Genomic DNA, 18251 nt, shown 5'->3' on the forward strand with positions numbered 1-18251 from the left:
GGTGTGACTGACACACCAAGGTGCCTGTATCGCGGGCAAGTCCGGCTCCCACAGAAAAGCCGGCCCCCACAGAAAGCGCGCTCCTACCGTGGTTTCTACCTTTTAACCAAGGACTCTTATGTCGCGTCGTACTTCCCCCGTCATACCCGGCTTCGGGCTGACGCTGGGCTACACCGTGGTGTACCTCAGCCTGATCGTACTCATCCCCCTGGCGGCGATGTTTGTACACGCCGCTCAACTCACTTGGGATCAGTTCTGGGCCATTATTTCCGCACCACGCGTGCTGGCGGCGTTGAAACTGAGTTTCAGCACCGCGTTGTACGCTGCGCTGATCAACGGCGTGATCGGCACGCTGCTGGCTTGGGTGCTGGTGCGCTACACCTTCCCCGGCCGCAAGATCATCGATGCGATGATCGACCTGCCCTTTGCCCTGCCCACGGCGGTTGCCGGTATTGCGCTGACCGCGTTGTACACGCCGACCGGCCTGGTCGGCCAGTTCGCCGCTGACCTGGGCTTCAAAATCGCCTACAGCCCGTTGGGTATCACCCTGGCGCTGACGTTCGTCACGCTGCCCTTCGTGGTGCGCACGGTGCAGCCGGTGCTGGCCGATATCCCCCGGGAAATCGAAGAAGCCGCCGCCTGCCTGGGCGCCAAGCCGTTGCAGGTGTTCCGCTACATCCTCGTGCCCGCATTGCTGCCCGCCTGGCTGACCGGCTTCGCGCTGGCTTTCGCCCGTGGCGTGGGTGAGTACGGGTCGGTGATTTTCATCGCCGGCAACATGCCGATGAAAACCGAGATCCTGCCGCTGCTGATCATGGTCAAGCTCGACCAATACGACTACCGCGGTGCCACCTCCATTGGCGTGTTGATGCTGGTGGTTTCCTTTGTCTTGCTGCTGCTGATCAACTTGTTGCAGCGGCGCATCGAACGTCCATAAGGAGGCGCGGAACATGTCCCAATCGTCTATTTCCGCTGCGTCCTCGGCCAACGCTGCCCGTCGTGGCAGCGCGGTGTCCCGGCGCATCCTGATCAGCCTGGGCTGGCTGGTGTTCTTCCTGTTCCTGCTGCTGCCGCTGTTTATCGTGGTGTCCCAGGGCTTGAAGAATGGCCTCGGCGCGTTCTTCACCGCCATCCTGGAACCCGACGCGCTATCCGCACTGAAACTCACAGTAATCGCCGTGTTGATTTCTGTGCCGCTCAACGTGGTGTTCGGCGTCAGCGCCGCGTGGTGCGTGAGCAAGTACTCGTTCCGTGGCAAGAGCATCCTGGTCACGCTGATCGACTTGCCGTTCTCGGTATCGCCGGTGATCGCGGGTTTGGTCTATGTGCTGATGTTCGGCGCCCAGGGTTTCTTCGGCCCATGGCTGCAAGACCACGACATCCAGATCGTGTTCGCCTTGCCCGGCATTGTACTGGCAACCATCTTCGTCACCGTGCCGTTCGTGGCCCGTGAACTGATCCCGCTGATGCAGGAGCAGGGCACCCAGGAAGAAGAGGCGGCGCGCTTGCTCGGCGCCAATGGCTGGCAGATGTTCTGGCATGTGACCGTGCCGAACATCAAATGGGGCCTGATTTACGGCGTGGTGCTGTGTACCGCACGGGCCATGGGTGAGTTCGGTGCGGTGTCGGTGGTGTCCGGCCACATTCGCGGCGTGACCAACACCTTGCCGCTGCACGTCGAGATCCTCTACAACGAATACAACCACGTTGCCGCGTTTGCCGTCGCGAGCCTGTTGCTGATCCTGGCGCTCTTCATCCTGCTGCTCAAGCAGTGGAGCGAGAACCGTATCAACCGCCTGCGCAAAAGCGCCGGTGAGGAATAAGTCATGTCGATTGAAGTCCGTAATGTCAGCAAGAATTTCAACGCCTTCAAGGCCCTGAACAGCATCAATCTGGACATCCAGAGTGGCGAGCTGGTGGCGTTGCTGGGCCCGTCCGGCTGCGGCAAGACCACTTTACTGCGCATCATCGCCGGCCTGGAAACCCCGGATGACGGCAGCATCGTGTTCCACGGTGAAGACGTGTCCGGCCACGACGTGCGTGATCGCAACGTCGGCTTTGTATTCCAGCACTACGCGCTGTTCCGCCACATGACCGTGTTTGACAACGTCGCCTTCGGCCTGCGCATGAAGCCGAAAAACCAGCGCCCGAACGAGAGCCAGATTGCGGTCAAGGTGCACGAGCTGCTGAACATGGTGCAGTTGGATTGGCTGTCTGATCGCTACCCGGAGCAACTCTCCGGTGGCCAGCGCCAGCGTATCGCCCTGGCCCGCGCCTTGGCGGTAGAGCCCAAAGTGCTGCTGCTGGACGAACCCTTCGGCGCCCTCGACGCCAAGGTGCGTAAAGAGCTGCGCCGCTGGCTGGCGCGCCTGCACGAAGATATCAACCTGACCTCGGTATTCGTGACCCACGACCAGGAAGAGGCCATGGAAGTCGCCGACCGTATTGTGGTGATGAACAAGGGTGTGATCGAACAGATCGGCTCACCGGGTGACGTCTACGAAAACCCGGCCAGCGATTTTGTGTACCACTTCCTGGGTGATTCCAACCGTCTGCATCTGGGCGAGGACAAGCACGTGCTGTTCCGGCCGCATGAAGTGTCGCTGTCGCGGCATGAGTTGGAGGATCACCACGCGGCTGAGGTGCGTGATATTCGGCCGTTGGGCGCTACCACTCGGGTAACGCTCAAGGTCGAAGGCCAAAGCGAACTCATCGAGGCTGAAGTGGTGAAAGACCACGACAGCCTGACCGGCCTGGCCCGTGGCGAGACCCTATTCTTTAAACCCAAGGTCTGGCAAAAAGCTTAAGCACCCTGCAAAAAACCAATGGGGAAGCTGGCTTGTCGAATCGTCGCACTGCTGCGATAGCATCATCTCGGTGTGACTGAAGCACTGATCTCTATTAACCCTTAGACCGCTGCCCTTTTTCCGCGCACCGCCACCGGCCCTGACCGCTGCTCAATTTGCTGCTTAAGCCCCTGGCGCAACCCCAGCAAAAACGCCAACTCCGCCACCACAAACAACGGCCCGACGATCAGCCCCGACACGTCATCCACAAACGCGGGCTTTTTGCCCTCGTAATAGTGGCCGACAAACTGGATCACCCAGCCCACCACAAACATCCCAATGCCGCTGCTGAGCCACACCAGCGTGCTCTGCGCCGCCAGTACATGCCCGGCCCACACCGACAAGCCCATCAACAGCGTCATCAGCACGCCCAGCGCCAGTTCCAGGCGCAGGTAAAACCACGCCGAGAACAACGCGAGCAGCACCGCTGGCGACAGCCAGAGGCCGCCCACTGCCCATTCGGGGCGTGACAGCAGCACGGCCACGGCGACCACAATCAGCGGGATGCCGATAAAGTGGCTGGCGATATTGCGTGGGTCGCGGTGGTAGGCGGCGTATTGACTGAGGTGGTCGACGAGGCTTTTCATTGTTGTTCCTCCTGTAGGATGCTTGATCATGCCCTGCCAGCCTGCGCCTGACTGTCAGCTGGGCGACAATCATCGGAGTTCTCATGGGCACAGAGAAATGGCACTCGCGGCTGGCCACGGGTCATTGGTTCAGCCACTTGCCTGCCTCGTTTCAGCATAGCCTGCTGGCCCACGCCCGGCAGCGGCAGCTGGCGGCAGGGCAATACCTGTTCAAGCGCGGCGACCCGCCGTGTGGCCTGTATGCGGTGCTCGACGGCACCTTGCGCATCAGCGCGGTGAATGAGCATGGCAAGGAAGCGCTATTGAGCCTGGTGGAGCTGCCGTACTGGTTTGGCGAAATCTGCCTGTTCGACGGCCTGCCGCGCACCCATGACGCCTGCGCCGTGGGGCCATGCACGCTGTTGCAGGTGCCGCAGCAGGCGCTGCTGAACATCCTCGATGAGTCCCCGCAATACTGGCGCGACCTGGCCTTGTTGATGAGCCAGAAGCTGCGCCTGAGTTTTATCAATATCGAGCAACTGAGCCTGATGCCGACCTCGGTGCGGCTGGCGCACCGCTTGTTGATGATCGTTGAAGGTTACGGCGATACCGAACACGCAAAAAGCATGGTGCAACTGCCCCAGGAAGACTTGGCGGCGCTGTTGAGCCTGTCGCGCCAGACCACCAACGCCTTGCTCAAGGACTTGCAAGCCCAGGGCATCGTGCGCCTGGGTTATGGCGAGATCGAAATCCTGGATGCCCAACGACTGCGTGAGGCGGCGCACACCTGAGGGTGGTAGCCTGCAAGCCTGATTAATCGAGGTATGTTATGCGCGTCCTGTTAGTGGAACACGAATCCGAAGAGGCACAGCGGATGGCCCAAGGCTTGAACGAGGCCGGCTACAGCGTCGAAGTCGCGGCCAATGGCATGGCGGCGTTGCGTTTAGTGGAGAGCGCCGACTACGAGCTGGTGATTCTGGATGTGATGCTGCCGGGCTTGAATGCCTGGAAGTTGCAGCAGGCTATTCGGTTGAAGGGTGCCACGCCGGTGTTGTTCCTGACCACGACGGGCGGGATTGAAGACCGTCTGCGTGGGTTGGAATTGCATGAGGATGATTATTTGCTCAAGCCGTTTGATGCCCGTGCATTAGCGGCTCGATCAGCCAAGCTGTTGCGTCGAGATCGAGGCCGCTGACAGGTGCATACCTGTCAAGTTTGACAGTAGATGAACGATGATCGGAATAGCACACTTGAGTTGTCAATTTTGACGCTCAAGGAATTAACATCATGTCAACTACTACTTCCGGCAGGGATACTGCTCCTGTTGTTATATCGCCGGCCCACCCAAAGAATTGACCGTGGCATTAAATCGGTAATTGCCTTTCAAAGCTTTAACCGTGAGCGATCCCCACTTTCGGGCATCATCAAATTCACGGTGTTGTAGTTCACTGGCTAGGCTAGTGGACGGGTGGCCGAGAGGGAGCAATAAGTTTGGGGCGCAGTTACCCCACACTTTCCCGAAAATGCCCCGGCGTCATCCCCGTCCAGCGCTTGAACGCCCGGCTGAAGCTGCTAGTGTCGGCAAACCCGAGCAAATGACTGATCTCGGCCAATGAGCACTGCGGGTCCCGCAGGTGCAGCAGCGCCAAATTCTCCCGGCACTCATTGAGCAACGCATCAAACCGGCACCCTTCATCCGCCAGATGCCGCTGCAAACTGCGCAAACTCAAGTGCAGCGCCTGGGCAATCCGTTCGGCACTCGGTTCACCTTCCGGCAATTGCGCCTCAATGGCCGCGCGGACCTTGCGCTCCCAGGTCAGCGGTTGCAGTTGGGCGAGGGTGCGTTTGAGCACGGTTTCGTTGTGTTCGGCCAGCTCCGGGTTGGCGTCATCCAGGTGGCTGTCGAAGTCATGCGCGGCAAACTCCAGGCGGTCTTCTTCGGCGCCAAAGAAGACCGGCGCGCGGAAGACCGTGTGCCAGGGCTTGGGGTCAATGGGTTGCGGACGGCGCAAATAAACAGCCAGCGGCGCGTATTCACGGCCCAGCCGATTACGGCAAGTGCGCACATAAATTGCCGCAAACGCATCAATCGCTTCCAGCGCCGGTGCCGGGTTGCCCGGCGGTTGCAGCAGGCGAAAACGGTAGCGTTCGCCGTCTCGGCTAAGTTCCAGCGTCAGGGCATCGCTGACCACCTGGTGGTAGCGCACGATCCGCTCGAACACCTCGCGCAAGCTGCCGCTGGCCACCAATGCATAACCCAGTGCATGAAAGGTGGTGGGGCTGACGAACCGCGACACCCGCAAGCCGATCGCCGGATCACCGCTGGCCTGCACCGCCAGCGCCCACAACCGCGTGGTCGCCGACAGCGGGTAGCGCGCGTTAGGGTCATCCATCTGCTGCGGGTCGAGCCCGGCCTGGGCGCACAGCGCGGCGCTGTCGAGGTCCAGGGCATCGAGCTGCTTGCGCAGGGCGCGGGTCCAGCTGGCGAGTGAGGTGGCTTCGGTCATGACGATTGGCGCTTGCGGTCAACAAGTTGGCGTCCGCGGCTAGCGTCCTGCCAGATCGCTTGGGGCAGGATGGACGTATCAATGAACAAGAGAATGGAAGCATGGACGGTACTTGTGCAAGCCCCCAACAGATGAACGCGCAACAACGCTCAGCGCATATCCGCGAAGTGGTGCTGGCCGAGGGCGTCAGGTTGCGCCAGCAGCACCCCTGGCTGCTGCATCAGGACGCGCTGGGCGCGGGCATCCTGGCGTTTGCGCTGGTCGGCATGCTCGGCTCGGCGGCGCTCTACATCAGCGGCCATATGGCTTGGTGGGTGTGCCTGCTGCTCAACGCCTTCCTCGCCTCGCTGACCCACGAGCTGGAACACGACCTGATCCACAGCATGTACTTTCGCAAGCAGCGCCTGGCGCACAACCTGATGATGGGGCTGGTGTGGCTGGCGCGGCCGAGCACCATCAACCCGTGGATACGCCGGCACCTGCACCTCAATCACCACAAGGTGTCGGGCACCGAGACCGACATGGAAGAGCGCGCCATCACCAACGGCGAGCCCTGGGGCATCGCGCGGTTGCTGATGGTGGGCGACAACCTCATGTCAGCCTTCATCCGCATGCTGCGCGCCAAAACCTGGAAGCACAAATTCAACATCCTCAAGCGTGCGCTGCTGGTGTACGCCCCGCTGGCACTGCTGCATTGGGGCGCGTGGTATGTGTTTTTGGGCTTTCATGCGGCCAATGGCATTGCCAGCCTGATGGGCGCGCCGATCGAGTGGTCAGCCGGCACCTTGCAGATGATGCAGGTGATCGACATCGCCGCCGTGGTGATCATTGGCCCTAACGTGTTGCGCACCTTTTGCCTGCACTTTGTCAGCTCCAACATGCACTACTACGGGGACGTGGAGCTGGGCAATGTGATCCAGCAAACCCAAGTGCTGAACCCGTGGTGGATGTGGCCGCTGCAAGCGTTCTGCTTCAACTTCGGCAGCACCCATGGCATTCACCATTTTGTGGTGAAAGAGCCGTTTTACATCCGCCAGATGACGGCCAAGGTGGCGCATAAAGTGATGCGCGAAATGGGCGTGCGCTTCAATGATTTCGGCACCTTTGCCCGGGCCAATCGGCTTGAACGCCAGGAGCGTTCGCAGCCCCGGCTTAATCCGGCTGAAACGGCGATGCGCTGAGTGCCGCGCCGGTTTTGTCCGCCAGGAAACCCAACCACGGCTTGCCGGGGTGGCGCGCACCGGCTAAACCCATGGCGGATGCGGCCTTTAATGCGGCTCGTGGGATGCCATCAGCTCAGTGCCCACGCCGATGGCGTTGGACTGCAGCACGATTTTCACCAATGCCGGGAAATGTTCGGTCTGAATGCTTGGCGAAAAATCCATGCGCCCGCTCAGGTTCGCCAGTAATTTGCGAATGCCCTGGGAGATCAGCGGTGAGGCCAGCGGGTAGTCGAACATGTCGTTGGTCGACAGGCTGTCCTTGGCCAATAGCGGGTGCCCTGGGCGGCAGAAAAACACCCCGCGCTTGGGCGTCAGTGCGCGGGTCTGGAAGTTAGGGTCCGACTCGAACTGGCGGATGTCGGCGATAAAAAATTCGATCTCTTCACGGCTTAAGGCACGGCTGAGTTTTTCCCAGTTATCCACCTGGAAACTGGTGCGGATTTTTGGGTGCGCGCCGATAAAGCGCGCCACCGCATCCGGCACCAGTTTCACCGCCGGCGCCGGGCCGGTGCCGAAGCGCAGGTCGCCGGCGTCGAGCTTGGTCATACGCGTGACTTCGCTGCTCAGCAAGGCGGCGCCGTGCACCAGGCTCAGGGCGTGTTGCAGCACCACTTGGCCTTCGGGCGTGGGGCGCAAATCCTTGTTGCCGCGGTCCACCAGCACGCAGCCGAACTCCTGTTCCAGCCCCTGAATGCTGCGGCTGAACGCCGGTTGGGTGATGCCCATGGCGTCCGCCGCACGCACGAAACTGCGGTGTTCGTTGAGGGCGATGAAGTACCGAAGTTGGCGAAGATCCATATGCTTTCCCGGCATTTGAAAAATAGGTCGAAGGCATTTGCGAGGTCTGGGCACCCCGCGTACGCTAGGTGTGACCGGGCGCTACGACTTCTGAGCCGGTGCGGTAGGTGGCCGGGCTGAACACCCGCGTCACCAGCAGCATCGCCACCACCGTGACCGTCAGCACCACCCAGGCGCTGACGAAATTGCCGGTGAGTTCGCGCAGCCAGCCGGTCAGCCACGGCGAAACCGCGTTGATCAAAAAACCCACGCCTTGCACGAAGGCCGCCAGTTGCCCGGCTTGGCGTGGGTCGCGGTGGTGGTCGAGGGTCAGCAGCAAGCTCAGGGCGAAACACGCGCCCAGGCCGAAGCCGCATAGCGCCACCCACACGTGCGGATACTCCAGCGGCGCGAGGATCAGGCCGAGGTAGCCGATGGTCTGCGCCAACAGGCTAATGCTGAGCAGTGGGCGGCGGTCGATACCGCGCTGCGCCAACACCGGCATCAACAGCGCGGCGATCACCTGGAAGATGGTCATGAACGCCAACAGCGAACCACTCGGCAATACGCCCCAGCCCAGCTGCTGATAGTACGCAGGCAGCCACGCCACCATGCTCATGTAGCCGCAGTTGACCAAACCGAAATACAACGCCAACAGCCAGGCGCGGCGATTGCGCAGGCCTTTGAACGCGGGGGCTGCCTGCAGCTTTCTCGGCGCACCCAACGGCAGCCACGCCCACAGCAACAATGCCCCCAGCGCCGGCAATAGCCACACGCCCAACCCCGCCTGCCATTGCTGAAAGTGCGTGGACACCACCGGGCTGAGCAGCGCCGCCAACCCACCACCGGCCATCAACGACGCCGAGTACACGCCCATCGCCACCGGCACACGGTGATGGAATTCACGCTTGATCATCGCCGGCACCAACGCCTGGATCAGCGCCACACCGGCGCCGCCGAGCAAGGCGGTGACCAGCAGCGCCGAGGCCTGGCCCATCAGCCAGCGTACCAGGCACGCCAGCAGAATCATCATCAAGCCCAGGGCGATGCCGCGCCGTTCGCCCAGCCGCGCTTCCACACGCACGCCGACCAGCGCCACCAGGCCCATGCACACCACGGGCAGGCTGGTGAGCAAGGCGCTGCTCTGAAAGCTCAGGCCGGTGGCCTGGCGAATCTCGCCAAGCAACGGGCTGATGGAACTGAGGATCGGCCGCAGGTTGAGGCCCAGGACCACCAGCAGGCCCCAGCCGGCGAGTTTGCCCATGAGTGATGGGTTAAGCGGCATGCATGACCTCTCGGGTGCGCAAAAGAGGCATGCAGTATGCGGAGCCGTCGAGGTATTTTGAATTTAAATCTAAGCCTGGCAGGGTGTGTCCTAGGGCGCTTAAACCAACTTCAAGGCGAAAACCCCTGCGTCCGGCGTGCGCCCCAACGTGCCGTAGTCTTCTACTTTGTGCTCTCAAGCTCGCCGTGTTGAACCCTTGGTGGTTCATGGCGGGTTTGGGTTCCAGGCGAGTGTGCGAATAAATACCCTTCGCCAGTAGGCCGAAGACGGGTCTGACGCCCTTCGGAGCGAACGCTGCGCACACTGACAATCGAGGGCAAACCCATGCCTTCGATGAATATTTTTCATGCCTGAAAAGCATTGAAAAACAACCCCTTCACCACAGGCCGCGCCGGTCGTGGCTTTGGCATATCAGGATGTTTCGTTTATTCAATTTAGATCTATGTATAACTTTAAAGATTACTTTAAGAGATAAGCGTCTGGCCCCGATGATTCAGCCCTCGACGGCCGCTTTGGCAGGCCTGTCGGTTTTTTTGTTTCAAAACCGTAGGGAGTGAATCAATGGGCAATGTCCAGACCGCCGCCAGTGCACCAGAGGCGCAGTGGCGCCAGGCACCGGGTGGTGAGTTGGTCGACCTTGGCCGGCCGCACCGCGCACCACTAGGGCAGTTGCGTTTGCAGAAGACCCCGAAGCGCTTCTCGAGCCGTCGTGAAGGGCTTCTGCTGGGCTTGCTGGTGTTGGCCTTGCACGGCGCGGTGATCTATTGGGTGAGCCAGAAGCCCACGCCGGTGCTGCCGATTGTGCCGCCGGAAATCCCGCCGATGACCATCGAATTTTCCCAGCCGGCGCCGCCGGTGGTTGAACCGCCCCCACTTGTTCCGCCCCCACCGCCACCACCGCCCGTGGTCGAGCCACCGCCGCCGGTTGTGGATGAATTGGCCGCCAAACCGGCGCCGCCAAAACCGATTCCAAAACCTAAACCCAAGCCGGTACCGAAGCCTGAGCCCAAGCCCGCACCGAAACCGGTCGAGCAGCCACCCGCGCCACCGAAGCCAGCGCCACCTGCACCGCCCGCGCCCGCCGCACCGCCGTCGCCGGCACCGGTTACACCGGCCTCGGCCAACGCCGCGTACCTGAAGAACCCGGCGCCTGAATACCCGTCACTGGCCCAGCGCCGCGGTTGGGAAGGCACGGTGTTGTTGCGGGTGCATGTGTTGGCCAGCGGCAAGCCGGGTGAGATCCAGATCCAGAAAAGCAGCGGCCGCCAGCAACTCGATGACGCCGCACTGACCGCCGTGAAGCGTTGGAGCTTCGTGCCGGCCAAGCAGGGCGATGTGGCCCAGGACGGCTGGGTCAGCGTTCCGATCGATTTCAAGATTCACTAACTATTCGGCAGCGGTGTGTTGGACACGCCGCGACCTGCACAGAGGGAAAACATCATGGCATTAGCATCTCCACTTGAATCCATCGAAAGCACGGTGATCTGGCTGCTGGTGGCCTTTTCGGTCGCCACCTGGGGCTTCGCCTTGCTCAAGGGCGTGCAGTTCGGTCGCCTCAAGGCCCAGGATCGCAAATTCCACAAACAGTTTTGGGCGGCGTCGAGTCTCGACTCTGCCGCTGAACTGGCCGAAACCCAACCCGGCGCCGCAGCCCGTGTGGCCCAGGCCGGTTATGCCGCGATCCAGGTCGGTGACGCGCCACACGCTGCAGATTTGAGCCAGGCGATCAACCACCAGGACCGCCTCGAACGCGCCCTGCGCCAGCAGATCGTGCGTGAACGCCGCTCCCTGGAAACCGGCCTGGCCGTGGTCGCCAGTATCGGCAGCACCTCGCCGTTTATCGGCCTGTTCGGCACCGTGTGGGGGATCATGGAAGCGCTGAAGGGCATCAGCGCCGCCGGTTCCGCCAGCCTGGAAACTGTAGCCGGGCCGATTGGTGCGGCGCTGGTCGCCACCGGCGTAGGTATCGCCGTCGCGGTACCGGCGGTGCTGGTCTACAACTACTTCCTGCGGCGCCTGAAGCTGACGGCGGCTGACCTTGATGACTTTGCCCACGACTTCTACAGCCTGGCGCAGAAGAATTCCTTCCGCGTGCTGTTGCACCCTGCGCTGACCAAAAACGCGGCGGGCAACCCGCAAAAAGTGAAGGAGGCGTCCTGAGATGGCCTTCTCCACGCAAGACAGTGATGAGGTGCTGAGCGAGATCAACGTCACACCGCTGGTGGACGTGATGCTGGTGCTGCTGGTGGTGTTTATCGTCACCGCGCCGTTGCTGACCAACGCGATTCCGATCAACCTGCCCAAGACCGAAGCGGTCGCGCCGGTTGAGCAAAAGGACCCGCTGGTGGTGAGCATCGACGGCGCCGGCAAACTGTTTATCAACAAGGACGAAATCCAGCCGGACCTGCTGGAGTTCAACCTGCAGGCGGCCAAGGCCAAGGACCCCGATGTGCGGGTGCAACTGCAGGCTGACGATGGCGTTAACTATGGCGAAGTGGCGCGAGCCATGGCGTCTATCGAGCGTGCGGGCATTACCAAGCTGTCGGTGATTACTGCTCGTTAGTTTCAAAAGCCTCGACAAGTTTTTGGCCGTTTTCCTTGGCAGGGTGCGGCCTTTTTTTTGCCTGGGATTTACCTGGTATCCCAATTTCCAATGTGTAACCCGGTCAATGTGGGAGCTGGCGCCAGCCCCACGTTTTGAATGTCGGTAGTTTTGATATTTTGGTTATTAATAAATAGCTTCTTATTCCTTAACGAATATAACCCTCGTCCCTATACTGGTCAGCAACGTTAAACGCTGCAGGAGGGCACACCCATGCACAGCGAGTCGATTCGTTATCTGATCGTGCCGGGCTGGCAAGGATCGCCAGAAGATCATTGGCAAAGTCATTGGCAGAACAGCCTGCCCAACAGCGCGCGGGTGGAGCAGGCCGATTGGCTGACGCCGCGACGCGAAGACTGGGTGGCTGCACTGGCCGAGGCCATCGCCGCCGACAGCACCCCCGTCATCCTGATCGCCCATAGCCTGGGTTGCATCACCGTCGCCCATTGGGCGGCCACCGCTCCTGTGCATTTTTTGCGTCAAGTGCGCGGCGCCTTGCTGGTGGCGCCGGCGGATGTCGAGCGCCCTGCCTGTTCACCGGCCCTGCGCAACTTTGCGCCGATACCCAGCGACCTGCTGCCGTTTCCCAGCCAAGTGGTCAGCTCCGATAACGACAGCGCCGTCAGCGCCCCTCGGGCTCTGGAACTGGCGCGCAATTGGGGCGCGGAGGCCGGGATTTTGTCCGGTGCCGGGCATATCAATGTGAAGTCCGGCCACCAGCGCTGGGAGCAGGGTTTCGCCTACCTCTATCGCCTGCAAAACCGCCTCGAGCATCACGCCCGGCGCAGTGCCTAAATTCTTTTCAACGCCCCGTCCCTGAGTGGATTTGGGGCGGGAGCCTGCCATGAGTCATGAAACCTTCGGTCAGCCACTGCTGACCTTCCCCGACGCCGAAAAGAGCCCGCTGAGCATCCGTGCCAAAGCACTGGTGTTTGTCGACCCGCGCTCGCGCCAACTGCGTGAAGACCTGGAAAGCCTGGCGCCGCGCGCCTTGCCCGTGTTGATTCGCGGCGAGACCGGTAGCGGTAAAGAGCTGCTGGCGCGGCATATCCACCGTGGCAGCGACCGCAGCGGGCTGTTTGTCTCGGTCAATTGCGGCGCGATCAGCCCTACTTACGCCGACGCCGAACTGTTTGGCTACGCCGCAGGCAGCCACAGCGGTGCGGCCAGCAGCCGCGCCGGCTGGTTTGGCTCGGCCAACGGCGGCACTTTGTACCTGGATGAGATCGGCGACTTGCCGCTGCCGATCCAGGTGAAATTGCTCGCCGCCCTGGAAAATCACGAAGTCACCCGCGTCGGCGCCCACCAGCCAAGCCCGGTGGATGTGCGCTTAGTCGCCGCTACCAGCATCGACCTGGCCCAGGCCGTGGCGGCGGGAAAGTTTCATGAGCGCCTGTTCCACTACTTGAGCGAAGGCCGGCTGGACTTGCCGGCGTTGCGCGAGCGCGTCGGCGACATCCTGCCCCTGGCGGAATACTTCCTGGGCATCTACAGCCAGCGCCTGGACCTGCCGGTGCCGCTGATCAGCGACGCCGCCCAGCGCGTGCTGGAGCACCACAGCTGGCCGGGCAATACCCGCGAGCTGGAAAACGTTATTCACTTTGCGTTGCTGGTCAGCAGTGGCGATGAAATTTTGCCCGAGCATCTGAATCTGCCGGCGGCGGGTTCGCCGCTTGCGCAAGTGCAGCAGATTTTCGCCAGTGCCAGCCCGGCTGAGCAGCAGACCCTGCTCAGCTTTCTAAATGAACAGCAGCTACATGAACAAAATGGAATATCAAAGTGAATAAAAGATATTGTTCGGGAATAAAAAATCTAGGTATTGTCCATTCCACGCCGCGATAGCACTTCGCTGGCACACCATAAAAACGGTCGTCAGAGACGCCCCGGAATTTCGATAAGGACACTGCATGAAAAAGGTTCTGTTGTTTACCGCTCTGGCGGCTGCCCTGACTGCAAGCTTCGCCCAGGCCAACGAGAAACTGGTGGTTGCCGCCACTCCGATCCCGCACGCCGAGATCCTTGAGCTGGTCAAACCGACCCTGGCCAAAGAAGGCGTGGACCTTGAGATCAAAGTCTTCACTGACTATGTACAGCCCAACACACAGGTTGCCGAGAAACGCTTGGACGCTAACTACTTCCAAACCCTGCCGTACCTGGAAACCTTCAACAAGGGCAAGGGCACCAACCTGGTCACGGTCATCGGTGTGCACGTTGAGCCCATCGGTGGTTACTCGAAGAAGATCAAGAATATTTCCGAACTCAAAGATGGCGCCACCGTGGCCATTCCGAACGAAGGCTCCAACAATGGCCGTGCCCTGTTGCTGCTGCAAAAGAACGGCCTGATTACGCTCAAAGACCCGACTAATCCCCTGTCCACGACGAAAGACATCGCCAGCAACCCGAAAAATCTCAAATTCAAAGAGTTGGAATCGGCCTTGCTGCCACGCGTGCTGGACCAGGTTGACCTGGACGTGATCAATACCAACTACGCCCTGGAAGCCGGCCTGAACCCAGCCAAAGACGCGCTGATCATCGAAGACGCCAAGTCGCCGTACGTGAACTTCCTGGTGGCACGCCCGGATAACAAGAACAGCGACGCTATCCAGAAGCTGGCCAAGGCCCTGACCAGCCCTGAAGTCAAAGCCTTCATTGAGAAGAAGTACAGCGGCGCGGTAGTGCCTGCGTTCTGATGTAAACAAAACCCCCTTCAAGGTTTCAACGCCGACGGCTTGCATAGCGTCGGCGTTTTTTTGATCGTTCCCACGCTCCGCGTGGGAGTGCCTGCTGTGACGCTCCGCGTCACAATGTTAGAAGCGGACGCAGAGCGTCCTGGGCAGCATTCCCACGCAGAGCGTGGGAATGATCAGGGGCTATGCGGCCCGGCTATTGATCGCCCTGCGCAACGCCACCAACCACTTCACCAGCTCCTGCGGATCAATCGGTTTCGCCTCGTTCATCTCTCATTCCCTCGATTCGGCTTTCCCTCGACCCAAGACCATAGCCGCCCCCGGTCAAACCCGCGAATCCGGCGGTTATCTTTTTGCGTGATATCAATATGCTATTTCGGTATTTAAATTTTACTTTTTATACCTTTAAAGTTCGCGCTACCCGACGTTACCCACGCCGGAACAGACTGCGCTCGCCGCATTACCCTTGCGGCGTTATGGACTCACGATGACCTTCGATTTCGCTTTTATCCTCAGCACCTTGCCGGCGTTTCTCAACGCCGTGGGGGTGACGCTGCAAGTGGGCCTGATCGCTATTGCCACCTCCTTGCTGGTGGCGTTGATCAACGCCGCGCTGCTGGTGTTTCGCACGCCGTACCTGTCGCGCCTGGTGGCGCTGTATGTGGAGCTGGCGCGTAACACGCCGCTGCTGATCCAACTGTTCTTCGTGTATTTCGCCTTGCCGGCTCTGGGTTTGAATATTTCCGGGTTCTGGGCGGCGATTATCACCATGACCTTCCTCGGCGGCGCCTACCTCACCGAAGTGCTGCGCGCCGGTGTGGAAGCGGTGCCGCTGGCGCAGATCGAGTCGGGCAAGTCCATCGGCCTGTCCGACTGGCAACTGCTGCGCCATGTGATTTTGCCCCAGGCCGGCATCCTCAGCCTGCCGGCGCTGTTCGCCAATTTCATTTTCCTGCTCAAGGAGACCACGGTGGTGTCGGCCGTGGCGGTGCCGGAGATTCTCTACACCACCAAGAGCTACATCGCGCTCTACTACAAGACTTACGAAATGCTCGCCGTGCTGACGCTGATTTGCGTGTTGTTGTTCTTGCCGCTGTCGCTGCTGCTCAGCCGCCTGGAAAGGAGGCTCCAGCATGGCCAGTTCGGGTCTTGAGTTGTTGTGGGTGTCGTTGCCGCAACTGGGCAAGGGCGCTGCGCAAACGCTGTCGATTTCGTTTTTAAGCATCGCCTTCAGTACGGTCGGCGGCGTGTTGTATGGCGTGCTGCGCACGTTGAACAACACACTGATCAACGCGGTGCTGCGGGTTTACCTGGAGCTGTTTCGCGCGATCCCGGTGCTGGTGTGGTTGTACCTGCTGTTTTTCGGCCTGCCGATTTTCTTCGGCTTGAGCATTCCGAGCTTCTGGTGCGCGGTGCTGGTGCTGTCGCTGTGGGGCGCCAGCGAGGTGGGCGAAGTGGTCCGTGGTGCGCTGCATTCGCTGCCGCGTGGTCAGCGCGAAGCGGGGTTGTCGATTGGGTTGTCCGATCCGCAGCTGTACGGCTACGTGCTGCTGCCCCAAGCCCTCAAACGCCTGACGCCGCCAACCATCAACGTCTATACGCGCATCATTAAGACCAGCTCCCTTGCGGTGCTGATCGGCGTGGTGGACGTGATCAAGGTCGGCCAGCAAATCATCGAGCGCACCTATGAGTCGGTGCTGATCTACGGCGTGCTGTTCCTGTTTTTCTTCTTTATTTGCTACCCGTTGTCGGCCGCCTCCAAGGTGCTGGAACGGCGCTGGGCCCAAGCATGAGCGCATTGATCGAGTTTCAGGGTTTCAACAAATTCTTCGGCGAGCAGCAGGTGCTCAAGGGCATCGACCTGAGCGTGAAAAGCGGCGAAGTGGTGGTGATCCTCGGCCCCAGTGGCTGCGGCAAAAGCACCTTGCTGCGCTGCCTCAACGGCTTGGAAGTGGCGCACAGCGGCAGCCTGCGGTTTGCCGGTAAGGAACTGTTGGACAAGCACACCGACTGGCGCCAAGTGCGCCAGGACGTGGGCATGGTGTTCCAGAGCTACCACCTGTTCCCGCACATGAGCGTGCTCGACAACATCCTGCTCGGCCCGCTGAAAGTGCAGAAGCGCGACCCGCGTGAAGCCCGCGACCAGGCGGAAAAACTGCTGGAACGCGTAGGCCTGGCCGACAAGCGCGACGCCTTCCCGCGTCAGCTGTCCGGCGGCCAGCAACAACGCATCGCCATCGTCCGTTCGCTGTGCATGAACCCGCAAGTGATGCTGTTTGACGAAGTCACCGCCGCCCTCGACCCGGAGATGGTCAAGGAAGTGCTGGAGGTGATTCAGGGCCTGGCCCGCGATGGCATGACCTTGCTGATCGTCACTCACGAAATGGCCTTCGCCCGCGCCGTCGCCGACCGCGTGGTGTTTATGGAGGCCGGTCGCATCCTCGAACACAACACCCCCGAAGAATTCTTTACGAACCCGCAAACCGCACGCGCGCAGCAGTTCCTGGAGAAGTTCTCCTTTGTGTCAACACTGCCCAAGAAAACCAAGGAATTGGAGCTGATATGAAAAAGTTACTGCTGCCACTGTTTGCCGTCGCCTTGCTGGCCGGCTGCGATAAGAAGGCCGAAGAGCCCGCCAAACCAGCGGCTGCTGCCGCCAGCTACATCGACAAGATCAAGGCGCGCGACAAGCTGATCGTCGGCGTATTCACCGACAAACCGCCGTTCGGCTTTGTGAATGAAGCCGGTCGCTACGTGGGTTTTGATACCGACATCGGCCGCCAATTCGCCAAAGACCTGCTGGGCGACGAGAACAAAGTTGAATTCGTTGCCGTGGAGCCGGCCAGCCGTATTCCGTTCCTGCAGAGCGACAAGGTTGACCTTATCCTCGCCAACATGACCGTGACGCCGGAACGCAAGGAGGCGGTGGACTTCACCAACCCCAACCTGAAAGTCGCGGTACAGGCCTTGGTGCCGCAGGACAGCTCGGTGAAAAGCCTGAATGACCTGGCCACTCGCACCATCATCGTCACCACCGGCACCACGGCGGATATCTGGCTGACCAAGAACCACCCGGACTGGAAGCTGCTCAAGTTCGAGAAAAACTCCGAGTCGCTGCAAGCGCTGACGGCCGGCCGTGGTGATGCGTATGCGCAAGACAACCTGGTGCTGTTCAGCTGGGCCAAGCAGAACCCTGGCTACCGGGTGCTGGAAGAGAAGCTCGGTGATGAAGCGCCGATTGCACCGGCGGTGAAGAAGGGCAACATCGAACTGCGCGACTGGGTGAATGCCGAGTTGGCGAAGTTGGGTGAGGAGAAGTTCTTGCTCAAGCTGTATGACCAATATGTGCGTAAAGAGCTGAGCGATGACACCCAGCCTGAGAGCGTGATTGTTGAGGGTGGTAAGTGGCAGGGCTGATGATCGTTCCCACGCTCTGCGTGGGCATGCAGCTTTGGACGCTCCGCGTCCGCTTTTAAAGTCGTGATGCGCAGCGCCACAGGAGGCGTTCCCACGCAGAGCGTGGGGACGCTCTTCAAAATCAAAATGTGGGAGCGGGCTTGCCCGCGATGAGGCCTGTGAAGTGCGCCCCAGAAGTTGGACACTCGTCCAACTCCTGAGGCTTTTCATGAGCAACGGGCTGGATAAGTACATCCATTACTACAACCATAAGCGAATCAAAACGAAGCTTGGCGGACTGAGCCCTGTGGCTTACAGAACCCGGTCCGCGGTAGCCTAACCATTAGCTGTCCAACTTTTGG

General features: G+C 60.6%; 20 protein-coding genes and 1 pseudogene. 17 read left to right on the forward strand and 4 right to left on the reverse strand.

Annotated features, from left to right (window positions below; translation table 11 throughout):
- Positions 1-118 precede the first annotated feature (118 nt).
- From cysT to GJU48_RS00975, 3 genes are read left to right on the forward strand one after another with little or no spacing between them, the layout of a single operon-like run.
- Positions 119-937 carry a sulfate ABC transporter permease subunit CysT gene (gene cysT / locus GJU48_RS00965; RefSeq protein WP_094951094.1) on the forward strand — a complete coding sequence of 273 codons (819 nt, stop codon included), beginning with the start codon at positions 119-121 and terminating at the stop codon, positions 935-937.
- Positions 938-950: 13 nt separating this feature from the next.
- Positions 951-1823 carry a sulfate ABC transporter permease subunit CysW gene (cysW, locus tag GJU48_RS00970; protein ID WP_094951095.1) on the forward strand — a complete coding sequence of 291 codons (873 nt, stop codon included), beginning with the start codon at positions 951-953 and terminating at the stop codon, positions 1821-1823.
- A 3-nt stretch (positions 1824-1826) separates the two neighbouring features.
- On the forward strand, positions 1827-2807 hold the full coding sequence (locus GJU48_RS00975) for a sulfate/molybdate ABC transporter ATP-binding protein (protein ID WP_028615256.1): 981 nt from the start codon (positions 1827-1829) through the stop codon (positions 2805-2807).
- A gap of 101 nt (positions 2808-2908) precedes the next feature.
- Here GJU48_RS00975 and GJU48_RS00980 read toward each other — a convergent pair whose 3' ends face one another.
- Positions 2909-3433: an Mpo1 family 2-hydroxy fatty acid dioxygenase gene (locus GJU48_RS00980; RefSeq protein WP_094951096.1), complete on the reverse strand. Its 525-nt coding sequence runs from the start codon at positions 3431-3433 to the stop codon at positions 2909-2911.
- A gap of 83 nt (positions 3434-3516) precedes the next feature.
- On the opposite strand from GJU48_RS00980, the gene GJU48_RS00985 reads away from it, so the two are divergent.
- Together GJU48_RS00985 and GJU48_RS00990 are read left to right on the forward strand one after the other, a co-directional pair.
- A complete protein-coding gene (locus GJU48_RS00985) occupies positions 3517-4203 on the forward strand; it encodes a Crp/Fnr family transcriptional regulator (protein ID WP_094951097.1) in 687 nt (228 codons plus the stop codon).
- Between the two features lie 38 nt (positions 4204-4241).
- The gene (locus GJU48_RS00990) at positions 4242-4607 is read left to right on the forward strand and encodes a response regulator (protein WP_094951098.1); all 366 of its coding nucleotides are present in this window, start codon (positions 4242-4244) and stop codon (positions 4605-4607) included.
- A 307-nt stretch (positions 4608-4914) separates the two neighbouring features.
- Here GJU48_RS00990 and GJU48_RS00995 read toward each other — a convergent pair whose 3' ends face one another.
- Positions 4915-5919 carry an AraC family transcriptional regulator gene (locus GJU48_RS00995; RefSeq protein ID WP_094951099.1) on the reverse strand — a complete coding sequence of 335 codons (1005 nt, stop codon included), beginning with the start codon at positions 5917-5919 and terminating at the stop codon, positions 4915-4917.
- 101 nt (positions 5920-6020) lie between these two features.
- On the opposite strand from GJU48_RS00995, the gene GJU48_RS01000 reads away from it, so the two are divergent.
- Positions 6021-7100, forward strand: coding sequence for a fatty acid desaturase (locus tag GJU48_RS01000; RefSeq protein ID WP_094951100.1), 1080 nt, complete (start codon positions 6021-6023; stop codon positions 7098-7100).
- Between the two features lie 87 nt (positions 7101-7187).
- Here GJU48_RS01000 and GJU48_RS01005 read toward each other — a convergent pair whose 3' ends face one another.
- Both GJU48_RS01005 and GJU48_RS01010 read right to left on the reverse strand, forming a co-directional pair.
- Positions 7188-7940: a LysR family transcriptional regulator gene (locus tag GJU48_RS01005; RefSeq protein ID WP_371923429.1), complete on the reverse strand. Its 753-nt coding sequence runs from the start codon at positions 7938-7940 to the stop codon at positions 7188-7190.
- A 64-nt stretch (positions 7941-8004) separates the two neighbouring features.
- Positions 8005-9204, reverse strand: coding sequence for a CynX/NimT family MFS transporter (locus GJU48_RS01010; RefSeq protein ID WP_094951115.1), 1200 nt, complete (start codon positions 9202-9204; stop codon positions 8005-8007).
- Between the two features lie 561 nt (positions 9205-9765).
- Here GJU48_RS01010 and GJU48_RS01015 point away from each other — a divergent pair.
- From GJU48_RS01015 to GJU48_RS01065, 11 genes and pseudogenes are all read left to right on the forward strand, one after another.
- A complete protein-coding gene (locus GJU48_RS01015) occupies positions 9766-10590 on the forward strand; it encodes an energy transducer TonB (RefSeq protein WP_094951117.1) in 825 nt (274 codons plus the stop codon).
- A gap of 51 nt (positions 10591-10641) precedes the next feature.
- On the forward strand, positions 10642-11364 hold the full coding sequence (locus GJU48_RS01020) for a MotA/TolQ/ExbB proton channel family protein (protein ID WP_094951125.1): 723 nt from the start codon (positions 10642-10644) through the stop codon (positions 11362-11364).
- A gap of 1 nt (position 11365) precedes the next feature.
- Positions 11366-11767 carry an ExbD/TolR family protein gene (locus GJU48_RS01025; protein WP_010565408.1) on the forward strand — a complete coding sequence of 134 codons (402 nt, stop codon included), beginning with the start codon at positions 11366-11368 and terminating at the stop codon, positions 11765-11767.
- Positions 11768-12019: 252 nt separating this feature from the next.
- The gene (locus GJU48_RS01030) at positions 12020-12601 is read left to right on the forward strand and encodes an alpha/beta hydrolase (protein WP_094951118.1); all 582 of its coding nucleotides are present in this window, start codon (positions 12020-12022) and stop codon (positions 12599-12601) included.
- Positions 12602-12650: 49 nt separating this feature from the next.
- Complete coding sequence (locus GJU48_RS01035) at positions 12651-13589, forward strand: sigma 54-interacting transcriptional regulator (protein ID WP_094951119.1); 939 nt, start codon at positions 12651-12653, stop codon at positions 13587-13589.
- A 124-nt stretch (positions 13590-13713) separates the two neighbouring features.
- Positions 13714-14496, forward strand: a complete 783-nt coding sequence (locus GJU48_RS01040; protein WP_094951120.1) for a MetQ/NlpA family ABC transporter substrate-binding protein — start codon at positions 13714-13716, stop codon at positions 14494-14496.
- Between the two features lie 484 nt (positions 14497-14980).
- Positions 14981-15646: an amino acid ABC transporter permease gene (locus tag GJU48_RS01045; protein ID WP_065941074.1), complete on the forward strand. Its 666-nt coding sequence runs from the start codon at positions 14981-14983 to the stop codon at positions 15644-15646.
- Entirely contained in the window at positions 15627-16286 is a 660-nt protein-coding gene (locus GJU48_RS01050) for an amino acid ABC transporter permease (protein ID WP_094951121.1), read from the forward strand. Before GJU48_RS01045 ends, GJU48_RS01050 begins: the two co-directional genes overlap by 20 nt.
- Positions 16283-17059 (forward strand): amino acid ABC transporter ATP-binding protein, encoded by a 777-nt coding sequence (locus tag GJU48_RS01055; RefSeq protein ID WP_094951122.1) that lies wholly within the window; start codon positions 16283-16285, stop codon positions 17057-17059. Before GJU48_RS01050 ends, GJU48_RS01055 begins: the two co-directional genes overlap by 4 nt.
- Positions 17056-17910: a transporter substrate-binding domain-containing protein gene (locus GJU48_RS01060; protein WP_094951123.1), complete on the forward strand. Its 855-nt coding sequence runs from the start codon at positions 17056-17058 to the stop codon at positions 17908-17910. Before GJU48_RS01055 ends, GJU48_RS01060 begins: the two co-directional genes overlap by 4 nt.
- Before the next feature lie 220 nt (positions 17911-18130).
- Positions 18131-18229: pseudogene (locus tag GJU48_RS01065) on the forward strand (IS3 family transposase); the annotation flags it as partial.
- Positions 18230-18251: the final 22 nt, after the last annotated feature.

Source organism: Pseudomonas sp. IB20, assembly GCF_009707325.1.
In the GTDB taxonomy this organism is placed as follows: Bacteria; Pseudomonadota; Gammaproteobacteria; order Pseudomonadales; family Pseudomonadaceae; genus Aquipseudomonas.

Excerpts from the sequence above, each read along its gene's own strand:
- GJU48_RS01015 (WP_094951117.1), top strand. The coding sequence starts at position 9,766 with ATGGGCAATGTCCAGACCGCCGCCAGTGCACCAGAGGCGCAGTGGCGC.
- GJU48_RS00990 (WP_094951098.1), top strand. The coding sequence starts at position 4,242 with ATGCGCGTCCTGTTAGTGGAACACGAATCCGAAGAGGCACAGCGGATG.
- GJU48_RS01045 (WP_065941074.1), top strand. The coding sequence starts at position 14,981 with ATGACCTTCGATTTCGCTTTTATCCTCAGCACCTTGCCGGCGTTTCTC.
- cysT (WP_094951094.1), top strand. The coding sequence starts at position 119 with ATGTCGCGTCGTACTTCCCCCGTCATACCCGGCTTCGGGCTGACGCTG.
- GJU48_RS01030 (WP_094951118.1), top strand. The coding sequence starts at position 12,020 with ATGCACAGCGAGTCGATTCGTTATCTGATCGTGCCGGGCTGGCAAGGA.
- GJU48_RS01005 (WP_371923429.1), bottom strand. The coding sequence starts at position 7,940 with ATGGATCTTCGCCAACTTCGGTACTTCATCGCCCTCAACGAACACCGC.
- GJU48_RS01035 (WP_094951119.1), top strand. The coding sequence starts at position 12,651 with ATGAGTCATGAAACCTTCGGTCAGCCACTGCTGACCTTCCCCGACGCC.
- GJU48_RS00980 (WP_094951096.1), bottom strand. The coding sequence starts at position 3,433 with ATGAAAAGCCTCGTCGACCACCTCAGTCAATACGCCGCCTACCACCGC.
- cysW (WP_094951095.1), top strand. The coding sequence starts at position 951 with ATGTCCCAATCGTCTATTTCCGCTGCGTCCTCGGCCAACGCTGCCCGT.
- GJU48_RS01000 (WP_094951100.1), top strand. The coding sequence starts at position 6,021 with ATGGACGGTACTTGTGCAAGCCCCCAACAGATGAACGCGCAACAACGC.
- GJU48_RS01055 (WP_094951122.1), top strand. The coding sequence starts at position 16,283 with ATGAGCGCATTGATCGAGTTTCAGGGTTTCAACAAATTCTTCGGCGAG.
- GJU48_RS01010 (WP_094951115.1), bottom strand. The coding sequence starts at position 9,204 with ATGCCGCTTAACCCATCACTCATGGGCAAACTCGCCGGCTGGGGCCTG.
- GJU48_RS01060 (WP_094951123.1), top strand. The coding sequence starts at position 17,056 with ATGAAAAAGTTACTGCTGCCACTGTTTGCCGTCGCCTTGCTGGCCGGC.
- GJU48_RS00995 (WP_094951099.1), bottom strand. The coding sequence starts at position 5,919 with ATGACCGAAGCCACCTCACTCGCCAGCTGGACCCGCGCCCTGCGCAAG.
- GJU48_RS01050 (WP_094951121.1), top strand. The coding sequence starts at position 15,627 with ATGGCCAGTTCGGGTCTTGAGTTGTTGTGGGTGTCGTTGCCGCAACTG.
- GJU48_RS01040 (WP_094951120.1), top strand. The coding sequence starts at position 13,714 with ATGAAAAAGGTTCTGTTGTTTACCGCTCTGGCGGCTGCCCTGACTGCA.
- GJU48_RS00975 (WP_028615256.1), top strand. The coding sequence starts at position 1,827 with ATGTCGATTGAAGTCCGTAATGTCAGCAAGAATTTCAACGCCTTCAAG.
- GJU48_RS00985 (WP_094951097.1), top strand. The coding sequence starts at position 3,517 with ATGGGCACAGAGAAATGGCACTCGCGGCTGGCCACGGGTCATTGGTTC.
- GJU48_RS01025 (WP_010565408.1), top strand. The coding sequence starts at position 11,366 with ATGGCCTTCTCCACGCAAGACAGTGATGAGGTGCTGAGCGAGATCAAC.